At 69.0% G+C, this 16,981-nt stretch carries 18 protein-coding genes; 10 read left to right on the forward strand and 8 right to left on the reverse strand.

Features of this window, described 5'->3' with window-relative positions:
• Window positions 1-112: 112 nt before the first annotated feature.
• Complete coding sequence (locus ABR737_RS24245; protein ID WP_350252230.1) at window positions 113-1,099, reverse strand: ArsR/SmtB family transcription factor; 987 nt, start codon at window positions 1,097-1,099, stop codon at window positions 113-115.
• 66 nt (window positions 1,100-1,165) lie between these two features.
• Here ABR737_RS24245 and ABR737_RS24250 point away from each other — a divergent pair, with 66 nt between their 5' ends.
• The 3 genes from ABR737_RS24250 to ABR737_RS24260 all read left to right on the forward strand — a co-directional run bounded on the left by ABR737_RS24250 (window position 1,166) and on the right by ABR737_RS24260 (window position 3,394).
• Window positions 1,166-2,074, forward strand: a complete 909-nt coding sequence (locus ABR737_RS24250; protein ID WP_350252231.1) for an oxidoreductase — start codon at window positions 1,166-1,168, stop codon at window positions 2,072-2,074.
• Window positions 2,075-2,329: 255 nt separating this feature from the next.
• Complete coding sequence (locus ABR737_RS24255; RefSeq protein ID WP_350252233.1) at window positions 2,330-2,866, forward strand: SigE family RNA polymerase sigma factor; 537 nt, start codon at window positions 2,330-2,332, stop codon at window positions 2,864-2,866.
• A gap of 72 nt (window positions 2,867-2,938) precedes the next feature.
• A complete protein-coding gene (locus ABR737_RS24260; RefSeq protein ID WP_350252234.1) occupies window positions 2,939-3,394 on the forward strand; it encodes a VOC family protein in 456 nt (151 codons plus the stop codon).
• An 80-nt stretch (window positions 3,395-3,474) separates the two neighbouring features.
• Here ABR737_RS24260 and ABR737_RS24265 read toward each other — a convergent pair whose 3' ends face one another.
• Window positions 3,475-4,401, reverse strand: a complete 927-nt coding sequence (locus ABR737_RS24265; RefSeq protein ID WP_350252235.1) for an immunity 49 family protein — start codon at window positions 4,399-4,401, stop codon at window positions 3,475-3,477.
• Window positions 4,402-4,542: 141 nt separating this feature from the next.
• Window positions 4,543-5,430 (reverse strand): helix-turn-helix domain-containing protein, encoded by an 888-nt coding sequence (locus ABR737_RS24270; RefSeq protein WP_350252237.1) that lies wholly within the window; start codon window positions 5,428-5,430, stop codon window positions 4,543-4,545.
• A gap of 381 nt (window positions 5,431-5,811) precedes the next feature.
• On the opposite strand from ABR737_RS24270, the gene ABR737_RS24275 reads away from it, so the two are divergent.
• Both ABR737_RS24275 and ABR737_RS24280 read left to right on the forward strand, forming a co-directional pair.
• Window positions 5,812-6,819, forward strand: a complete 1,008-nt coding sequence (locus ABR737_RS24275) for a methyltransferase domain-containing protein (RefSeq protein ID WP_350256907.1) — start codon at window positions 5,812-5,814, stop codon at window positions 6,817-6,819.
• 141 nt (window positions 6,820-6,960) lie between these two features.
• Complete coding sequence (locus tag ABR737_RS24280; RefSeq protein WP_350252239.1) at window positions 6,961-7,329, forward strand: cupin domain-containing protein; 369 nt, start codon at window positions 6,961-6,963, stop codon at window positions 7,327-7,329.
• 6 nt (window positions 7,330-7,335) lie between these two features.
• Here ABR737_RS24280 and ABR737_RS24285 read toward each other — a convergent pair whose 3' ends face one another.
• Both ABR737_RS24285 and ABR737_RS24290 read right to left on the reverse strand, forming a co-directional pair.
• Window positions 7,336-7,605: a DUF397 domain-containing protein gene (locus tag ABR737_RS24285; RefSeq protein WP_350252241.1), complete on the reverse strand. Its 270-nt coding sequence runs from the start codon at window positions 7,603-7,605 to the stop codon at window positions 7,336-7,338.
• Window positions 7,602-8,450: a helix-turn-helix domain-containing protein gene (locus ABR737_RS24290; RefSeq protein WP_350252242.1), complete on the reverse strand. Its 849-nt coding sequence runs from the start codon at window positions 8,448-8,450 to the stop codon at window positions 7,602-7,604. The genes ABR737_RS24285 and ABR737_RS24290 overlap by 4 nt, the downstream gene beginning before the upstream one ends.
• A gap of 112 nt (window positions 8,451-8,562) precedes the next feature.
• On the opposite strand from ABR737_RS24290, the gene ABR737_RS24295 reads away from it, so the two are divergent.
• Window positions 8,563-8,976 carry an ATP-binding protein gene (locus ABR737_RS24295; protein WP_350252244.1) on the forward strand — a complete coding sequence of 138 codons (414 nt, stop codon included), beginning with the start codon at window positions 8,563-8,565 and terminating at the stop codon, window positions 8,974-8,976.
• A gap of 285 nt (window positions 8,977-9,261) precedes the next feature.
• Window positions 9,262-10,509, forward strand: coding sequence for a hypothetical protein (locus tag ABR737_RS24300; protein ID WP_350252246.1), 1,248 nt, complete (start codon window positions 9,262-9,264; stop codon window positions 10,507-10,509).
• Between the two features lie 62 nt (window positions 10,510-10,571).
• On the opposite strand, the gene ABR737_RS24305 is transcribed toward ABR737_RS24300, so the two are convergent.
• Window positions 10,572-10,730, reverse strand: coding sequence for a hypothetical protein (locus ABR737_RS24305; protein ID WP_350252248.1), 159 nt, complete (start codon window positions 10,728-10,730; stop codon window positions 10,572-10,574).
• 12 nt (window positions 10,731-10,742) lie between these two features.
• Between ABR737_RS24305 and ABR737_RS24310 the strand changes: the two genes are divergently transcribed.
• From ABR737_RS24310 to ABR737_RS24320, 3 genes are all read left to right on the forward strand, one after another.
• Window positions 10,743-10,940, forward strand: coding sequence for a winged helix-turn-helix transcriptional regulator (locus ABR737_RS24310; protein ID WP_350252250.1), 198 nt, complete (start codon window positions 10,743-10,745; stop codon window positions 10,938-10,940).
• Between the two features lie 288 nt (window positions 10,941-11,228).
• Window positions 11,229-11,372 (forward strand): hypothetical protein, encoded by a 144-nt coding sequence (locus ABR737_RS24315; RefSeq protein WP_350252252.1) that lies wholly within the window; start codon window positions 11,229-11,231, stop codon window positions 11,370-11,372.
• A gap of 17 nt (window positions 11,373-11,389) precedes the next feature.
• Window positions 11,390-11,572: a hypothetical protein gene (locus tag ABR737_RS24320; RefSeq protein WP_350252254.1), complete on the forward strand. Its 183-nt coding sequence runs from the start codon at window positions 11,390-11,392 to the stop codon at window positions 11,570-11,572.
• Window positions 11,573-11,608: 36 nt separating this feature from the next.
• Here the strand turns inward: ABR737_RS24320 and ABR737_RS24325 are convergent, their stop codons facing one another.
• Together ABR737_RS24325 and ABR737_RS24330 are read right to left on the reverse strand one after the other, a co-directional pair.
• A complete protein-coding gene (locus ABR737_RS24325) occupies window positions 11,609-12,448 on the reverse strand; it encodes a response regulator (protein ID WP_350252255.1) in 840 nt (279 codons plus the stop codon).
• Entirely contained in the window at window positions 12,445-16,923 is a 4,479-nt protein-coding gene (locus ABR737_RS24330) for a HAMP domain-containing protein (RefSeq protein ID WP_502964363.1), read from the reverse strand. Before ABR737_RS24330 ends, ABR737_RS24325 begins: the two co-directional genes overlap by 4 nt.
• Window positions 16,924-16,981 lie beyond the last annotated feature (58 nt).

A 16,981-nucleotide genomic window follows, 5' to 3' on the forward strand; every position in this document is an offset into this window, starting at 1 on the left:
CCGCGTCCGACGCCGTGCCGGAGCCGGGGCCCGTCACCGAACCCCCTCCGGGGCCGGCGCGCGCCCTGATCCCGGACCCCAAGAGCTGTCCCATAATGAGCAATCCGCCGGGTTACTGGCAGGCATCGAGAACGGATTCCGCGACGGCGGTGCGTGCGTAGAGCACCGAGCGGCCGAAGCGGTGGGCGCTGACCAGGCCCGCGTCGCGCAGCGCGGTCAGGTTCTGGGAGATACCTGCCTGGGAGAGGCCGGTGCGGCGGGCCAGTTCGGTGGTGGAGGCCGGGTGGCCCAGCTCGGTCAGCAGAAGGGTTCGGGTGCGACCGAGCACGGTGGCGAGGGCGGCGGTCCCCGCGGTGGACCGCTGCTCCCACAGGGAGCCGATGCCGCGTGCGGGATAGGCGAGTTGCAGCGGGTCCGCCGGTGCCACCCGGGTGAACGGGGCCGGCCCGGTGAAGACCGAGGGGATCAGCAGCAGCCCCTGGCCGGCCGTGTGCCGGGAGAGGGCCTTGGGCCGGCGGAGCAGCCGTAGCGTGTCGTCGTCCCAGCGGACCGAGGTGTGCAGGTCGTTGAGGAGGTGGGCGGTGCCGCGTTCGGCGACCTGCCGGGCCCGGTGGGAGACGTCGGCGTCGAGCACGGCCCGGATGCGCGCCCAGTACGGGGCGAGCGCGATCTGCCAGTAGTGCTGGATCTCTTCCGTGACCTTGGCCAGGTGGGTCTGCGGCTCGGTGTGCAGGGCTTGTGCGCGGGGGCCGAGACCACCCTGCTCGAAGCGGAGGTGTTCGAGGTCGTGGCGTACCTGCTCGGTGCGGGCGGCCAGGATGCGGTCCAGCTCGGCCGCCAGCGTGGGGGCCGGACCGGAGGGTGTCGGATTGAGGAAGTCGGGGACGTAGCCCGACGGGGGGACCAGCTCGGCCAGCCATCCCCGGTCCAGCCCGGCGGCCGCCAGCCGCGGCCGTACCTGCTCGGTCCAGGGCCGGTGCACGGGATGCACGGATCCGGAGCTCAGCAGGCGGAAGCTGGGGCCGACTTCCCACATGGGAGACACGGCGAAGCGCATCTGCGCCAGATCCCGTACGGAGAACACCAGCTCCGCCACCACGCCCCCAGGATTCACTCATCTCCGAATCAATGGCGGCCACCATACGGTGGTGCGGATCATTCCGGCATGACCCCACGGACGATAACCGCAGCGGCAGCAGGCACCTGGAAGCTGGGAGACCTCGTGGTCAACCGGATGGGCTTCGGCGCGATGCGTCTGCCGCAGACCGGCGAGGCGCTCGTCGCCGACGCCCTCCCGCGCGACCGCGACCAGGCGATCAGCGTGCTGCGCCGCGCGGTCGAGCTCGGCGTGAACCACATCGACACCGCCGCCTTCTACTTCTCCCCCCTGCGGTCCGCCAACGAGCTGATCAACCGGGCTTTGTCCCCCTATCCGGCCGACCTCGTCATCACCACCAAGATCGGGCAGCCACGCGACCCGTCGGGCACGTGGCTGCCCCATGCCACGCCGGAGCAGTTGCGCGGACTGGTCGAGGAGAACCTGCGCCAGCTCGGCCGTGATCACCTGGACGTGGTGAACCTGCGCATCGTCGGGACCGACTCGATCGCCGAGCGCTTCGGCGCGCTGGCCGAGTTGCGCGAGGCCGGACTCATCCGCCACCTGGGCATCTCCAACGTCCATCCTCATCACCTCGTCGAGGCCCAGGCCATCGCGCCAGTGGTGTGTGTGCAGAACATGTACGGCCTCGGAGTGCGGCCCGACCAGGACGCGTTCGTTGGGACCTGCGGTGAGCAGGGCGTCGCCTTCGTGCCGTTCTACGCGATCGCCGCCTCCGGACGCCAAGCCGGGGCGAGCGACAGCGACCACCCGGAGATCCTGGCCGTCGCCCGGGCACATGGGGCCGAGCCCGCCCAGGTCCGGATCGCCTGGACACTGCACCGCGGCCCGCACGTACTGGCCATCCCCGGCACCGGCGACCCGGACCACCTGGCAGCCAACGTGGCCGCCGGCGCCCTTCGGCTCACCGAGGACGAGCTTGCCGTACTTGACTCCCTGCACCACCGGAGTGGCTGAGTGGGTCTCAGGGGCTCTTCGACTTCTCGGCCACGGGGTGATCGCGGGTGGGAACCACTGTGCCGTCCGCTATGCGCACGGTGTCCGTACGGTAGCGGGGCGGCCCGGTCCTCCGGTGACAGGCCCTAGGGGTCCGCCGGCCCCCGTCCCCCTGGAGTAGGTGGAGCCGGCTCCACCCCTACAACTTGAGAGGGATGGCGCTTCGGCACCCTGGGGCGATCCGCTCGCCCACCCCTCGCTTCTAGCGTGGTTCCCATGACCACGCCAGTGTGCACCAGCGCTTCGACCGTCGCTGTGTTCCCGACGTTTTCGTCCTATGTACGGGCCCGGGGGCCGGTCCTGCTGCGCACCGCGCGGTCGCTGTCCACCAACCCGAACGACGCCGAGGACCTTCTCCAGACCGCCCTGACCAAGACCTTCGTGGCCTGGGACCGGATAGAGGACCACCGCGCCCTGGACGGCTATGTCCGCCGCGCGCTGATCAACACCCGCACCTCCCAGTGGCGCAAGCGCAAGGTCGACGAATTCGCCGTCGACGAGATGCCGGAGCCGGACCCGCTGCCCGCCCCCGACCCGGCCGAGCTCCAGGGCCTGCGCGACGCGATGTGGCGCGCGGTGATGCGACTGCCCGCCCGCCAGCGCGCCATGGTCGTCCTCAGGTATTACGAGGACCTGAGCGAGGCCCAGACCGCCGAGGTCATGGAGGTCTCGATCGGCACGGTCAAGAGCGCCGTCTCCCGCGCCCTGGCCAAGCTCCGGGAAGACCCGGAGCTGGCCATGATCTCGGCCTGAGGCCTGGCCTCGGGGGAGCGCGGCCACCTACTACCTCTGGGCCGCTGGGATGCCGTGCCCGATCATGAGTGGATGACTGCCTTCTACCATGTGTGCTTCGTCGTCCCGGACATCGAACAGGCAATGCAAGACTTTCAGCGTTCGGCCGGGGTCGAGTGGAGCGACCCTGTGTCCGACCGACTCGGCGAGTGGGACTACCGCATCGTCTTCACCGCAGGCGGGCCGCCGTTCATCGAGCTGATTCAAGGGCCGTCAGGCAGCCCCTGGGATGCGTCCGGGGGAGCCAGGTTCGATCACCTCGGCTTCTGGACCAGCGATGTGCAGCAGGGTTCTCGGCGTTTGGAAGAAGAGGGCATGCCCCTGGACTTCTCCGGCTGTCCCTATGGCCGGCCGTTTGTCTATCACCGGATGGACAGCATCGGTGCACGGATCGAACTCGTTGACGTCGGCCGGCAGGCCGGCTTTCTCAGCGGGTGGCATCCGGGTGGGGAGCCGATGCCCGCCATCGACGAGACGTCCAGAAGCTGAGCTCACATCGCGCGGAGAAGCCTCGAACGCCGCCCCTGGGAGAAGCCGGCAGAGCCCGGGACAGTGGCGAAGGCACCGGTTCAGCCACTGATCGACGGCGCGCCTTCCGGGGTGCTCAGCATGGCCTGCGGAAGGTAGGCAGACCGGACGTGCAAGTCCCAGCGGTGTACTTGGACTGCCAGTGCGGCCAGGGCGATGGTCTTGTGCGGCAGGAGGCTGCGGGGCGCCGCATCGGAGGGTGCGTTCTCCCGGTGCTGGACGAGGCGATGCTCCAGGGCCTGCTCGAAGGCCGGCTGGTCATCCTCCAAGAGCACGCGCAGCAGGCGCTGATCCGGCGTCAACGCATCGAGGGTATCCAGTTGCCGCTGTGCTTCGGCGCGTTCGTCGGCGGTCGGCTTGCACAGCGTTACCGACGGCCAGTGCCGGGGCAGATGTCCTTCGGCCTGGGCGAGGTAGCCGCACAGGGCGTCCATCTCCGCCAGCTCGCCCGGGTCGGACGCCGATTGCAGCTTCGAGTGCGGCAGCCCGTTGTGGATGTCAGGCGCATAGTCGCCGCGCAGCAGCAGCCCGATGACCAGGTCCTTTTCCCAGATCATGCCGCTGATCACCGACAGAGCGAACGCGTCCAGCCAGGTCCTCGCGGTCGCTGCCAGCTCCACAACGGCCTCGAAGTCCGTGTCCTCGCTGCTGAGCTTCTCGCCGACGAGGGTGAAGGAGATCTCTTGATCACCGTTGGGGTAGCAGCCCAGACTCATGAGCCCCAGGGCGCACTCGGCCGCCGTGCGCAACACGATGCGCGACGGGGCGGTGCCGGGCTCGGGGCCCGCGACCGTGCGGGCCGCTATGTGGTCGAGGAGGTCGTCCCGCATTGCCTGCAGCTCCTCGTCGGAGTAGCAGTCGTATTGCATCGTGTGCCAGCGGTGGCGGGCCCGCCGCTCGATGTCGTCCAGTGCCTGCGCAATCCGCTGCTCACTCACGTCATGCCAGGCTACATCCTTGATCGTCATGAGCGTCATCCTGGCAGCCGGCACTGACACCGCAGGCCGGCGTTCCGCACAAAGGCCGAGCACTTCCTCGCCTTCACCAGCAGCTGCCTCCACCAGCATTGCCTGCACCTTCCTCTGCTGCCGCAGGCTCGGTGGCGGCCTTCAGGACGGGGGCCGCCGTAGCCCGGCCGCGTAGCGGGCTGGTGTCGTGCCCACATGGCGGGTGAAGTGCCGGTGCAGATGGGCTTGGTCATGGAAGCCCACGGCGGCCGCGACCATCGCCGGACGCCTGCCGTCGAGCAGCAGCCCGCGGGCCCGCTCGATGCGCTTGCCGGTCAGGTAGGCGTGCGGTGGCAGGCCGTAGGTCTGCTTGAAGCAGCGGATCAAATGGGTGGGGTGGGCGTGCAGGACGGTCGCGGCCTCCTGCAGGGACAGGCCGGTCGGCAGACGGGCATCCAGCAGCTCCCGTAAGGCGGCAGCCAGCCGGTTCGCCTCGCGGCCCGGTCTGCGAGGGGTCCGCAGCGCGTCCAGGTGGGAGCGCAGCCGTTCCCGTATGAAGGACAGCCGGGACTCGGCCTCGAACGCGTCGCCCGGGTGGCCGAGGGACCCGTGCAGCAGGTGGATGCGATGGCGCAGCACCTCATCGCCGAAGACCGGGCCGTCCACGGCGCGGCCGGTCAGTCCCTCGGGCAGTACGGTCGCGTCGAGATAGAGCACCCGCTTGCGGAAGCCCGCCGCCGTGACCGTCCTGCCGTCATGGGCGACCCCGGGAGGCAGCAGAACGACCGTGTCGGAACCGGTCACGCCATGACGGTGCCAGTCACAGGCGAAGTCGACCGCCCCGTCACTGAGGATCATCAGGGCCCAGGTGTCATGGGTGTGGGACGGGTACGCGTGCTCGGTGAAGTGCGCGTGGAAGACCTCGGCTATGCCCGGGACGGGCGGCCGCCAGGCACTGACCGTCGTACGGGGCGGGCCGTCCGTCGTACGGGACGGGCCGGTCGCAGTACGGGGCGGACCAGTCGCAGTACGGGGCGCACCGTGTGTCATGCCAGGAACGTACAAGACCGCGGCGTGTCGTCGTGTGGCCCATCGGGTGCATTCGGCACATGCGCCCTTCTCTACCTCTCAGGCCGGCCATACGCTTTCCGTAGCTCTGATCTGTCGGGCGAAGGGAGTCGAAGTGGGCAAGCATCGCAGCCCGATCGGAGATGACGGACAGCAGCCGGGACGACCGATCCCACCAGCTCCTGAGCCGACTCCGCCGCCGCAGCCGAAGCAGGCTCATTGACCTCGCATCCGACGCCCGACGAACCTGTCGGCGATCTGCTGGATCAGATCGCCGGCCAGCTCGGTTCTCCCGTCCCCCCTCACCTGCGAACTGCCCTGTGTGCCATACCTCGCCATCTCTTCCTGCCGCCCACCCTGTGGTTGCGCGACGGGAACGGCGGCCACGAGCCGTGCGATCGCGAGACGGCACCTGACCGCTGGAGGCGCGCGGCATACAGTGACGTCCCGCTCGTCACCCAATTCGCGGAAAGTCCCAACGGCAGCCGTGTCCCGTCCTCCTCCGCGTCGATGCCCAGCGTGGTCGTGCGGATGCTGATGGCGCTCAACGCGAGGGCTGAGCACTCTGTGCTGGAGATCGGCACCGGCACGGGATTCAACGCGGCCCTGCTCTCCTTCATCTGTGGCGCGGAGCAGGTGACATCGCTCGACGTTGACCCCGACCTGACGCGTCGAGCGCAGGACGCGCTGAAGGCAAGCGGGCAGCAGCCGGAGGTGGTCTGTGCGGACGGCGCGGGAGGCTGGCGGCCGAACGCTCCCTACGACCGGATCATCTCCACCTGCGCGGTCAGAACCGTGCCGCTCCCTTGGCTGGAGCAGACCGTGACCGGCGGGCTCATCGTCACCCCGTGGGACACCCCCTGGTGCAACTTCGGGACTCTCATCGCCACAAAGCAGGCCGACGGAACCGCCGAGGGCTCGCTCGCTCCGTACGGTTCGTTCATGCTCATGCGCGCCCAGCAGGTCGACGCCGAGCTACGAGCCGAAATTCCTCAAGAGGGACAAGAGCCCGAGCGGTCCAGGACGGTCTTCTCTCCCTGGTCTGTTGCCGGGAACGACCTCGATGCGCAGATGTATATCGGCCTCCGGGTGCCGGAGGTCTGGCATGTGTGGGACACCGAGGTGGAAGACGCCCATACACGGCTGTGGTTGGCCGACGGTAAGGCGAATAGCTGGGCCTGTGTGGACTACGACGGACAGCAGACGTCGACGTTCGCGGTGGCCCAGTACGGCGCCAGGAAGCTGTGGGACGAGGTGGCCCAGGCGTACGAGGAGTACGTGGCCGCCGGCCGCCCGGGCGTGCAGAGGCACAGGCTGCGCATTACCCCCGACGGCCGGAGCGCGCGCCACGAGGTGAGTGTCCTGGCCTGAAGCGGTGGACGGGGCCGCCGTCCGTCGTACGGGGACGTGCTGTTCGCCGTACGGGGCGGTCCGCTCGCCGTACGGGGCGGACCGTCTGTCATGCCAGGAACGTACAAGACCGCCGGAGCACGGGCACGGCAGTCTCAAGGCATGACCAACACTCCTGTCCCCATCAATCTCACCGACAAGCTCTCGCAGTTCAGCGACCTGTGGTCGCAGAAGAAGATCGCCGACGTCAACGACTACGAGGTCAAACTCGCCAAGCTGGAGGGGGAGTTCGTCTGGCACACGCACCAGGACACCGACGAACTGATCCTGGTCCTCAGCGGCCGGCTCACCCTCCAGCTCAGGGACGGCGATGTGGTGCTCGGCCCCGGCGAGCTGTTCGTGGTCCCCCGGGGCGTCGAACACTGCCCGGTGGCGGAGGAAGGGACCGCCATCCTCCTCCTCGAACCGGCCGGCACGCTCAACACGGGCGATGCGGGCGGGCCCAGGAGCAAAGCCCCCGAGGCTCTTTGACGCGCGTCAGCGCCCCGCCGCGGCGTACGCAACGAAGTCGGCCCAGGCGGCCGGGCGAAGGCGGAGCTGTGGGCCGTGGGGGTTCTTGGAGTCGCGGATGTGGATGGTGTCGGGGGTGGTGGCGACTTCGAGGCACTCATTGCTGTTGCTGTCGCCGCTGTAGCTGCTCTTCTGCCAGGCGACTTCGACGCAGTCGTGGCCGTTGCTGCTGTCGCTGTAGCTGCTCTTGTGCCATGACAGCTTGGGGACGGTCCCGGTGGAGGGCTTGAGGGTCATGTCTCTCCCAGCGCTTTCTCGATGAAGGCCAGTGACTCCCGGGGCGTGAGAGCCTGGGCCCGGATGATGCCATAGCGCAGCTCAAGGACTCGGATCTCTTTCGGGTCCGTCAAGGGACGGCTGGTGACCTGGCCTTCGTCCCGTCCCACCGATGAGCCATTTCTGAACTTCAGAACCTGGATCCGACCGCCCATTCCGGCGTGGTCGTCGCAGTCGGTCGGCATCACCTGGATTTCGACGTTCCGCAACTGTCCTACTTCCAACAGACGTTCGAGCTGTCGGCGTAGAACCATTCTGCCCCCTACGGGGCGACGAAGGGTCACTTCTTCCTGAACGAACGTGAGCGATGGTGCCGGTGAGCGCTCGAAGATGGACTGTCGTGCCATGCGCGCGGCTACCATCCGTTCCACTTCGTCTTGCGAGTAAGCAGGACGCCACGTTTGGATCAGCGCCCGCGCGTATTCCTTCGTCTGCAGTAGTCCATGCAGATTGTGGTTGCCGTACGCGCCGAGTTCGACTGCCTGCGCCTCCAGCTTGGCCAGGTCCCGGACCTTCTTGGGGTAACTGGCCTGCTCCACGTCCTTCTTCATCGCGGCGATCTTGCCGCCTGCCCCCAGCACTTCATCCGCCTTGTCGAGGAACTCCGGGCGGGGGATACGAGCACCCCGCTCGATTTTGTAGATCAGGTTCTCCCCGTAGCCCAGGGCGGCGCCGAACTCCGCCGCGCGCAGGCCCGCTGACTCCCGCCAGAGTTTCAGCTGACGGCCGACCGCCTCGACGAGGGCTTGTGTCTCGTCCTCCGGGTCGACGTCCCAACCCGCCTCTTCCGCTCCGTCAACATTCATCCGCTCCCACCTCCTGGACAGCGGGGACACTCCTGGACAACGCCAGGACAGTCACCGTGCGTACCGGCCGAATCACTATTCAGCGTAAGCACGCTCGACCACGCTGAGTGACATGAATCAGGAAATCGCCGAGTACAAGCTCCAGTTCAAGGTTCAGCTCTCCGCCACCCGCCGGGGCGCGCGCCTCGCGCGGCTGCTGGCCACCGAACAACTCCGCGCCTGGGGTGTGCCGTTCGAAACCCCGGCTCAGGTCATCGCCGAGCTGGCCGCGAACGCCGCCACGCATGGGCGCGTACCGGGCCGGGATTTCTGCCTTGCCGTGCTGTCTGACGCGGACACGCTCCGTATCGAGGTGACGGACGCACGCGGTGACCGGCTCCCGGCCCCGCAGGCGTCCGGGCTACGGGACTCGGGTCACGGACTGGTCTTGGTCGAAGCGCTTGCCGACCGCTGGGGTACCTGCCGGGGGCCGTTCCCGTGCAAAACGGTTTGGGCGGAATTCGACCTGCCGATGTGGGGTCGGTGAGACCGGTGAGGCCGGGGGGGGGAGGAGGCGACTGGCGGCCCGTCAACCGGATGCCGGGAAACCGGACGCCGGGAAGCCGGGCGTCGGTGTGCTGAGCGCCGGGGGTTCGGCCCGTAAAAGACCCATCACTCCAGGTAGAGAAACCTCTCCAACCCAGCCCAACCCAGCCCGACCCACCCCGGTGCGCCCTGCCGTCACTCGCTTGGGTGATCCATGACCGGAAGGCTCGTCTCCGCGGCCCTCGCCCGTGCACTCTCGGCAGCAACAACCCCAAAAACTGCACACATGCGACGGCCCCCGGCCGGGACTGGCATCCCGATCGAGGGCCTGACCAACGAGGAAGAAGAGACCTTCCTGATGGCTGAGCAAAAGCTTAATGCGCCTGCGCGCGCCCAGCACGAGATTCGGCGATCCCCGGCCGGCGTCCGCAAAGTCACCGAGTACCAGGCCCCGGGCTACACGATCGTCGGCAATCACCTCACCCAGCACCGCTCCCTGTCCGGCCTCGCGATCGGGCTCGCTGCCCACCTCCAGTCGCTGCCCGAGGGCGCGCCGGTCGACATCCGTACGCTGGCGAGGCGGTTCCCCCAGGGGCGGGCCCGGATCGCCGCCGCCTTACGGGAGTTGGAGGCGTGCGGCTACCTCGAACGGGTCCGGCGGCGCGCCGATGACGGGCGGGTGGTCACGGTCACCATCTCGTACAACGACCCGGAGGCCACCCGCGCCCGTCGCGCCCGAGAGGCCGCCGAGCAGGCCAAACGCCGCGCGTCCGTCGAACCGCCCCCGCCCCCACGCCCGCCTGCGCCGGACCCGGACGTGGACCCCGGCCCGGTCCTGGACCCCGGCCCGGTCCCGGTCCCGATAAGGCAGCCCCCGGACCCGGCCCCAGTACGGCAACCCCCGCAACAGGACCACGCGCCACAGCCTTCCCCCACGCCACGGGCTTCCCCCACACCAGAGCCCTCCGCCGCCCCAGAGCCCTCCGCCGCCCCAGAGCCCTCCGCCGCCCCAGAGCCCTCTTCCGCCCCATGGCCCTCCGCCGCAGAGCCGTCCTCCGCCCCAAAGGCGTCCCTCGCCCCAATACCGTCCCCCGCACCGCAGTTGCCCGAGCCTGCGACCGACGAGTACCACGCCCCGGCCGCCGCCCTCCTGGCGAACCTCCGACGCGACGACCCGCGCCTGCTGCTCTCCGTACGGGACATTCACCGCCTCGCCCCGCCCGTCGCCGCCTGGCTGGAACGCGGCGTCGCCCCGGACGCCGTACGCAGCGCCCTGACCGCGGGCCTCCCACCCACGCTCCGCCACCCGGCGGCCCTGCTCGCCCACCGGCTTGCAGCGCTCCTTCCCCCGCCCTTCCCGGCGGCACCCCCTTCCGCTCCCAAACCCCCGGCGCCACCCCCGCTCCAGACCTGCGACGGCTGCGAACGCGCCTTCCGCGCCCCCACCCCGGGCCTGTGCCGCGACTGCCGTGACTGTCGCGACGGCCGCTGCGGCCGCGACCCGGCCGCAGCGGGACAGAGGGCCGCTTGCTGACTCCGTACGACGCGGTATGCACGGCCGTCGAGCAGGGGGAGGGCCACAGTTGCCGTCGCGTGTCACGGTGCCTGCCGCGCGGGCGGCGGGATGTCGCGGAACCGCGGGGCGCCAGGTTCCGGGGCGAGTCTGGTGGCGCGGGCGGTGAAGCTGATGGCGTGGTACCCGCCGCACAGCATCAGCAGGTCCAGGAGTTGTCCCGATTCCGCCCGTTGCAGCAACGGTGCGACGGCATGTCCTCCAGCGTGCTGCAGCAGCGCCTCACCGAGCTGCAGGAAGCCCGGCTCGTGGCACGCGATGCCGAGGAGGGGTACCGCCTCACGGCGCTCGGCAAGGGCGCGTCCGACGAATTGCGGGGGCTGCACCGGTGGTCCGAACGCTGGGCGGCCGAACTCGATGACGTGTCCGCCGAGGGGGCGAACTCCGAGTGAACTATGCATCGCACGACGGGAGTTGACGGAAGTTGACAGGGGCTGCGTCGCCTTTCGTGACGTTTCCCGCTACTGCGGATAGCCGGACATTGAGTTATCAGTCGGCCGAAACACCGCGATGGACCGTCACGTGCGAGTTTCACAGAATCCGCAAGCTCAAGAAGTATCAAGATCCGCTCAACCGGGTTCCCGGTGGAGATGCGGACTAGTACGTTCGTGGGTGACCAAGAACGGGCGCGGTATCTGACCCATACCGCCCTGTGAGAAAAAGTTGAATGGGGAAATTCAATGAAGAGCCTTGCCGCGGGTGCGGTGTCGGGCGGGGCCGGGGCGCTGGTCGTCGGCCGGTACGTCAGCAAGGGCGTCGCCTCGGACCTCGCGAAGAAGACGGTTGTGGGCGGCGCCGCTGCCTGCCTCTCGCCGCTCGCCTGAAGGCTTAGGAAATCCTGATGGGCAAGATTGTATTTACTGTTCTCTGGGCCGGTGTGCTCCTCGCGGTGGACAGGGTGCTGGAGGGCTTCACCTGGGCTCAGTATCTGGCGATATTCGTCCTGGCGGGAATTTACGCCTTTACTGTGGACAAGGTGCCGGGGCCTCGCGGAAAGAGCCCCCGGGAAGGCTCAAAAATTTAAGTGTGCCGGCGTCAGAGTTCCGGGCCGTGAGGGGTTTCACGTCCCCCGGGTGGCCATCAACCTGCCGACCGCTTCCTCCAGTTCGGCGATGCGGTCGGCAAGACGCTTCTTGTCGGAGCCCTTTGCGTCGCGCAGGAGGAGTTCCACCTCGGCGAGCTGGCCGGCGATTTCCGCAAGGCGGGATGCGTCGCCGGCGGCGGGCGCCGCGGGCGGCGGGGGCGACGGAGGCGGCTCGGGAGACGACGGGGCGCCGGGGCCTTCCGGGGGGATGGGGGGATGCCCGGACGGGTTCGCAGGCGAGGGTGTGGGCCGGGGTGAAGCGGTGCCCGTTCCGGCCGTGTCCCTGCCGGTCGTGGTCGTCGGCGCGGCCGGAGCCGTTGTCGTCGTGGTCGTGGCGGACGGCGGGCCCCCGCCGCCGGGGTGCTCGTCCGATGTCAGCAGACGCTTCAACTGTTCCGCCTGGGCGGCAAGTTGGCGGTTCTTGCGATGGAGGTCCAGGAAGACGTTCACCTTGGTGCGCAGCAGCCAGGGGTCGAAGGGCTTGATGAGGAAGTCGGCGGCGCCGACCGTGTAGCCGCGATAGGCGTAGTTCGGGTCGACCGAGGCCCCCGTGAGGAGAATGATCGGGACGTCCTTGGTCTGGTCCAGTCCCTTGATGTTCGCGGCGGTCTCGAAGCCGTTCATGCCCGGCATCAGCACGTCGATGAGCACGACCGCGAACTCCTCCCGGAGCATGGCCTTCAGGGCCTCTTCGCCGGATCGCGCACGGACCACCTTCTGGGTGAGCGAGCCCAGTACGGCTTCCAGTGCGACGAGGTTTTCCTCCATGTCGTCGACGATGAGGATGCTGGATGAGGTGTCCGGTGCGGTCGTCATGAGGGCTCTCCCGCCGTTCCCGTTCCCTGGCCGTCCTCGGGGGTGCCGTTCTGGGGGTTGTCGTCCTCAGGGCCGGCGAACTCGGGGCTGCCGCCCTCGGAGTTGCCGTCCTCGGGACTGATGACCTCGGCAGCAACGGCCTCGGGACCGACGGCCTCGGGGCTGACGGCCTCCGGATGCGGGGCCGGATCGCCGTTCTGCTGCGGGTCCAGGAGGCCGCAGATCACGGACAGCAGGCGGTCCACATCCACCGGCTTGGGGATGTAGTCATTGGCCCCGCTCTCGATCGCCCTTTCGCGGTCGCCCGGCATGGCCTTCGCGGTGAGCGCGATGACCGGCAGGTCCGCGAATCGAGGCGCATGTCGGATCGCCTTGATCATCTCGTAACCATCCATTTCGGGCATCATGATGTCCATCAGCACCAGCGAGACGTCCGGTGTCCGGTCCAGGACCTCCAGCCCCTCGCGGCCGTTCTCGGCGTATTTGACGCTGATCCCGACCCGGCCCAGTACGTGGGTGAGCGCGAAGACATTGCGGATGTCGTCGTCGACGATGAGGATCCGGCGGTCGGCCAGTACCTCGCCGGGGCGTCCGCTGAGCCAGTCCCTGAGGCGGGTGGTCTCGGGCCAGGTGACATCGCTGCCGTCGGGGGAGGGGGCGCCCAGGTGCGGCGCCTGATCCTGTTCCGACTGGGTGGGGAAGACGTCACTGGCATCGCGGACCTCGCCGGCGTCACCGGCCTCACCGGAAGGGCTGCTCCGCGCGGTGAGGGCGGCCGGTCCTGGCGGCGTGGCCGTGAGCTGTTCAGCCAGGACGGGGCGGGCGGGGCCGGCCAGTGCGGTGCTGTCCGCGGGGCGGGTGGCGGCGGTGGGGCTGGGCGCGGGGAAGGGGCCCGTGTAGCGCGCGGGCACGTACAGGGTGAAGGTCGAGCCGACGCCCGGCTCGCTCTCGGCGATGATCCGGCCGCCGAGCAGCGCGGCCATGTCGCGGCTGATGGACAGGCCGAGGCCGGTGCCGCCGTATTTGCGGTTGGTGGTGCCGTCGGACTGCTGGAACGCCTCGAAGATGCCGTCGAGCTTTTCCGGTGAGATGCCGATGCCGGTGTCCTTGACGGAGAGGGCGATGACGTCGTCGGCGGTGCGGAGGGATTCCTCCTCGAATTCGGTGCCGGGTACGCGCTGGACGATGAGTTCCACGCTGCCGGAGGAGGTGAACTTCACGGCGTTGGACAGGAGGTTGCGCAGGATCTGCTGGAGGCGCTGTTCGTCGGAGAAGAGCTCTTTGGGGACGTTCTCGCCGACCTTGACGTCGAAGGTGAGGCCGCGGTCGACGGTGAGCGGCCGGAAGGTGGCGCGGACGTAGTCGAGCAGTTTGATCAGCGGCAGGGCCTTGGGGTGGACGTCCATCCGGCCGGCCTCGATCTTCGACAGATCGAGGATGTCGTTGATGAGCTGGAGGAGGTCGGAGCCCGCGCGGTGGATGGTGACGGCGAACTCCACCTCCTGGGTGGAGAGCCGGCCGTCGGGGTTGTCGGCGAGGAGCCGGGAGAGCACCAGCAGGGAGTTCAGCGGGGTGCGCAGCTCGTGCGACATATTCGCCAGGAACTCCGACTTGTACTGGGAGGAGGTGGCGAGGAGGGCCGCCTTCTCCTCCAACTCGGCGTTCGTCAGCTGGAGTTCGTCGGAACGCTGGCGCAGCTCGGCGGTCAGGCGCTGGGACTCCGACAGCAGGGACTCCGTACGGGCGTTGGCGATGATGGTGTTGATCGAGACGCCGATGGTGTTCACGAACTGGTCGATGAAGGCGAGGTGGACCTCGCTGAACCGGCTGAAGGAGGCCAGCTCGATCACGCCGAGCACCTGGTCCTCGAAGAGAACCGGGAGGATGACGATGCTGGCCGGTGCCGAGGCGCCGAGCCCGGAGCTGATGGTGATGTAGTCGGGCGGGACGGCGTCGACGACGATGCGCTTCTTCTCCATGGCGGCCTGGGTGATCAGGCCCCAGCCGGGGGTGCCCAGCCGCAGCCGCGGCAGGGAGCGGCGGCCCTCGGGCTGGCCGGTGCCGTAACCGGCGATCAGCTCCAGGCCCTCGCCCGGTTCGGCGCCCGCCTCGGCCAGGAAGAACGCGCCGAACTGCGCGTTCACCAGCGGGGTCAGCTCGCGCAGGATCAGATCGGCGACCTCGACCAGGTCGCGGTGGCCCTGCATCAGGCTGGCGATACGGGCGAGGTTGGACTCCAGCCAGTCCTTGGCGCGGGTGGTCTCGCGGAGGTTGGCGACCATCAGGTTGACGTTGTTCTTCAGGGCGGCGACCTCGCCCTGGGCGTCCACGGTGATCGAGCCGGACATATCGCCCTGGGTGACCGCGCTGGCCACCTCGGCGATCGCCCGGACCTGCGTGGTCAGGTTCAGCGCCAGCTCGTTGACGCTGGTGGTCAGCCGCTTCCAGGTGCCGTAGACGCCCTCGACCCGGGCCTGGCCGCCGAGCTGGCCCTCGCTGCCGACCTCGCGGGCCACACGGGTCACCTCGGAGGAGAACGACGACAGGGTGTCGACCATCGTGTTGATCGTCGACTTCAGCTCCAGGATCTCGCCGCGGGCGTCGACGTCGATCTTCTTGGACAGGTCGCCCTTCGCGACGGCGGTGGCGACCTGGGCGATGTTGCGGACCTGGGACGTCAGGTTGTCGGCCATGGAGTTGACGTTGTCGGTGAGGTTCTTCCACACGCCGGAGACGCCATGGACCTGGGCGCGGCCGCCGAGCCGGCCCTCGGTGCCGACCTCGCGGGCCACCCGCGTGACCTCGTCGGCGAACGCCCGCAGCTGCTGGACCATCGTGTTGACGGTCTCCTTCAGCTCCAGGATCTCGCCGCGGGCGTCGACGTCGATCTTCTTGGACAGGTCTCCGTTGGCCACCGCCGTCGTCACCTGGGCGATGTTGCGGACCTGGGAGGTCAGGTTGAGCGCCATGAAGTTGACGTTGTCGGTGAGGTCCTTCCAGACCCCGGAGACGTCCCTGACCTGGGCCTGACCGCCGAGGTTTCCCTCGGTGCCGACCTCGCGGGCGACGCGGGTGACCTCGTCGGCGAAGGCGGAGAGCTGGTCGACCATGGTGTTGATCGTCGTCTTGAGCTCCAGGATCTCGCCCTTGGCTTCCACGGTGATCGTCTTGCCGAGGTCGCCCTCCGCGACGGCGGTGGCGACCAGAGCGATGTTGCGGACCTGGGAGGTCAGGTTGTCCGCCATGAAGTTGACGCTCTCGGTGAGGTCCCGCCAGACCCCGGACACGCCCCTGACCTGCGCCCGGCCGCCCAGCCGCCCTTCGGTGCCGACCTCGCGGGCCACGCGGGTGACCTCGTCGGCGAAGGCAGAGAGCTGGTCGACCATCGTGTTGATCGTCGACTTCAGTTCGAGGATCTCGCCCCGCGCGTCCACGGTGATCTTCTGGCTCAGATCGCCGTTCGCCACGGCCGTGGTGACCTGGGCGATGTTGCGGACCTGCCAGGTCAGGTTGGACGCCATGAAGTTGACGTTGTCGGTGAGGTCCTTCCAGACCCCGGAGACGCCCCTGACCTGCGCCCGGCCGCCGAGCCGGCCCTCCGTGCCGACCTCGCGGGCGACCCGGGTGACCTCGTCGGCGAACGCCCGCAGTTGGTCCACCATCTTGTTGACGGTGAGCTTCAGCTCCAGCAGCTCACCGGTGGCCTCGACCGTCACCTGCTGGGTCAGGTCGCCGGTGGCCACCGCGGTGGTGACCACGGCGATGTCCCGGACCTGCGCCGTCAGCCGCGACGCCATGGTGTTGACCGCCTCGGTCACATGGAGCCAGTCGCCGGACAGCCCCTGGACCTTCGCCCGGCCGCCGAGCCGGCCCTCGGTGCCGACCTCGCGGGCGACCCGGGTGACCTCGCCGGTGAACAGCGACAGCTGGTCGACCATGCGGTTGACCCCGTTGCCCAGCCGGCGCAGATCGCCGCGGAGGGCGCGGTTGCCGTCGTGCAGATCGACCCGCTGGGTCAGGTCGCCGCCGGCCACCGCGTCCAGCACCCGGGTCGCTTTGGCGAGCGGGACCACCAGCGCCTCCAGCACGGTGTTGGCCGCCTCGATGTTCGTCGTCCAGGTCCCCTGGCCGGGGCTGGCGGAGATCCGCTCGTCCAGCCGGCCCTGCCGGATGACCTCGCTGCGTACGCGTTGCAGCTCGGAGGCGAGATGGGCGTTGCGGGCGGCGATCTGGTTGAGGACGCCCGTCATATCGGCCACCACGCCGTCCGTGGAGAAGCCGTCCTGCGGGATGTCCGCACGGGCGGTGAAATCCCCGTCCCGCAGCGCCATCATCGCCGCGAGGAGAGGCCGTAGCTCACTGGTGCGTACCCACTGCCCGTCGTGCCGGGGAACGGGGGGCTGCGGGGGCTCAGTGGGCTCGGGAGGCTCCGGGGGCGAAGAAGCAGACTCGGGCCGGGCCGGGTCGAGCGCCATGGCACACCATCCCCCCAATGATCGTTGCGGAGAGAGTCGGTCGAGCGGGGTGATCCAT

Origin of the sequence: Streptomyces sp. Edi2 (assembly GCF_040253635.1) — a bacterium.
Lineage (GTDB): Bacteria > Actinomycetota > Actinomycetes > Streptomycetales > Streptomycetaceae > Streptomyces.

What these genes read in the sequence shown, in the direction of transcription:
- ABR737_RS24320 (WP_350252254.1), top strand. Translation starts at nt 11,390, where the DNA reads ATGGGCAAGATTGTATTTACTGTTCTCTGGGCCGGTGTGCTCCTCGCG.
- ABR737_RS24280 (WP_350252239.1), top strand. Translation starts at nt 6,961, where the DNA reads ATGACCAACACTCCTGTCCCCATCAATCTCACCGACAAGCTCTCGCAG.
- ABR737_RS24255 (WP_350252233.1), top strand. Translation starts at nt 2,330, where the DNA reads ATGACCACGCCAGTGTGCACCAGCGCTTCGACCGTCGCTGTGTTCCCG.
- ABR737_RS24325 (WP_350252255.1), bottom strand. Translation starts at nt 12,448, where the DNA reads ATGACGACCGCACCGGACACCTCATCCAGCATCCTCATCGTCGACGAC.
- ABR737_RS24260 (WP_350252234.1), top strand. Translation starts at nt 2,939, where the DNA reads ATGACTGCCTTCTACCATGTGTGCTTCGTCGTCCCGGACATCGAACAG.
- ABR737_RS24250 (WP_350252231.1), top strand. Translation starts at nt 1,166, where the DNA reads ATGACCCCACGGACGATAACCGCAGCGGCAGCAGGCACCTGGAAGCTG.
- ABR737_RS24290 (WP_350252242.1), bottom strand. Translation starts at nt 8,450, where the DNA reads ATGAATGTTGACGGAGCGGAAGAGGCGGGTTGGGACGTCGACCCGGAG.
- ABR737_RS24315 (WP_350252252.1), top strand. Translation starts at nt 11,229, where the DNA reads ATGAAGAGCCTTGCCGCGGGTGCGGTGTCGGGCGGGGCCGGGGCGCTG.
- ABR737_RS24330 (WP_502964363.1), bottom strand. Translation starts at nt 16,923, where the DNA reads ATGGCGCTCGACCCGGCCCGGCCCGAGTCTGCTTCTTCGCCCCCGGAG.
- ABR737_RS24285 (WP_350252241.1), bottom strand. Translation starts at nt 7,605, where the DNA reads ATGACCCTCAAGCCCTCCACCGGGACCGTCCCCAAGCTGTCATGGCAC.
- ABR737_RS24310 (WP_350252250.1), top strand. Translation starts at nt 10,743, where the DNA reads ATGTCCTCCAGCGTGCTGCAGCAGCGCCTCACCGAGCTGCAGGAAGCC.
- ABR737_RS24300 (WP_350252246.1), top strand. Translation starts at nt 9,262, where the DNA reads ATGCGACGGCCCCCGGCCGGGACTGGCATCCCGATCGAGGGCCTGACC.
- ABR737_RS24265 (WP_350252235.1), bottom strand. Translation starts at nt 4,401, where the DNA reads ATGACGATCAAGGATGTAGCCTGGCATGACGTGAGTGAGCAGCGGATT.
- ABR737_RS24270 (WP_350252237.1), bottom strand. Translation starts at nt 5,430, where the DNA reads ATGACACACGGTGCGCCCCGTACTGCGACTGGTCCGCCCCGTACTGCG.
- ABR737_RS24295 (WP_350252244.1), top strand. Translation starts at nt 8,563, where the DNA reads ATGAATCAGGAAATCGCCGAGTACAAGCTCCAGTTCAAGGTTCAGCTC.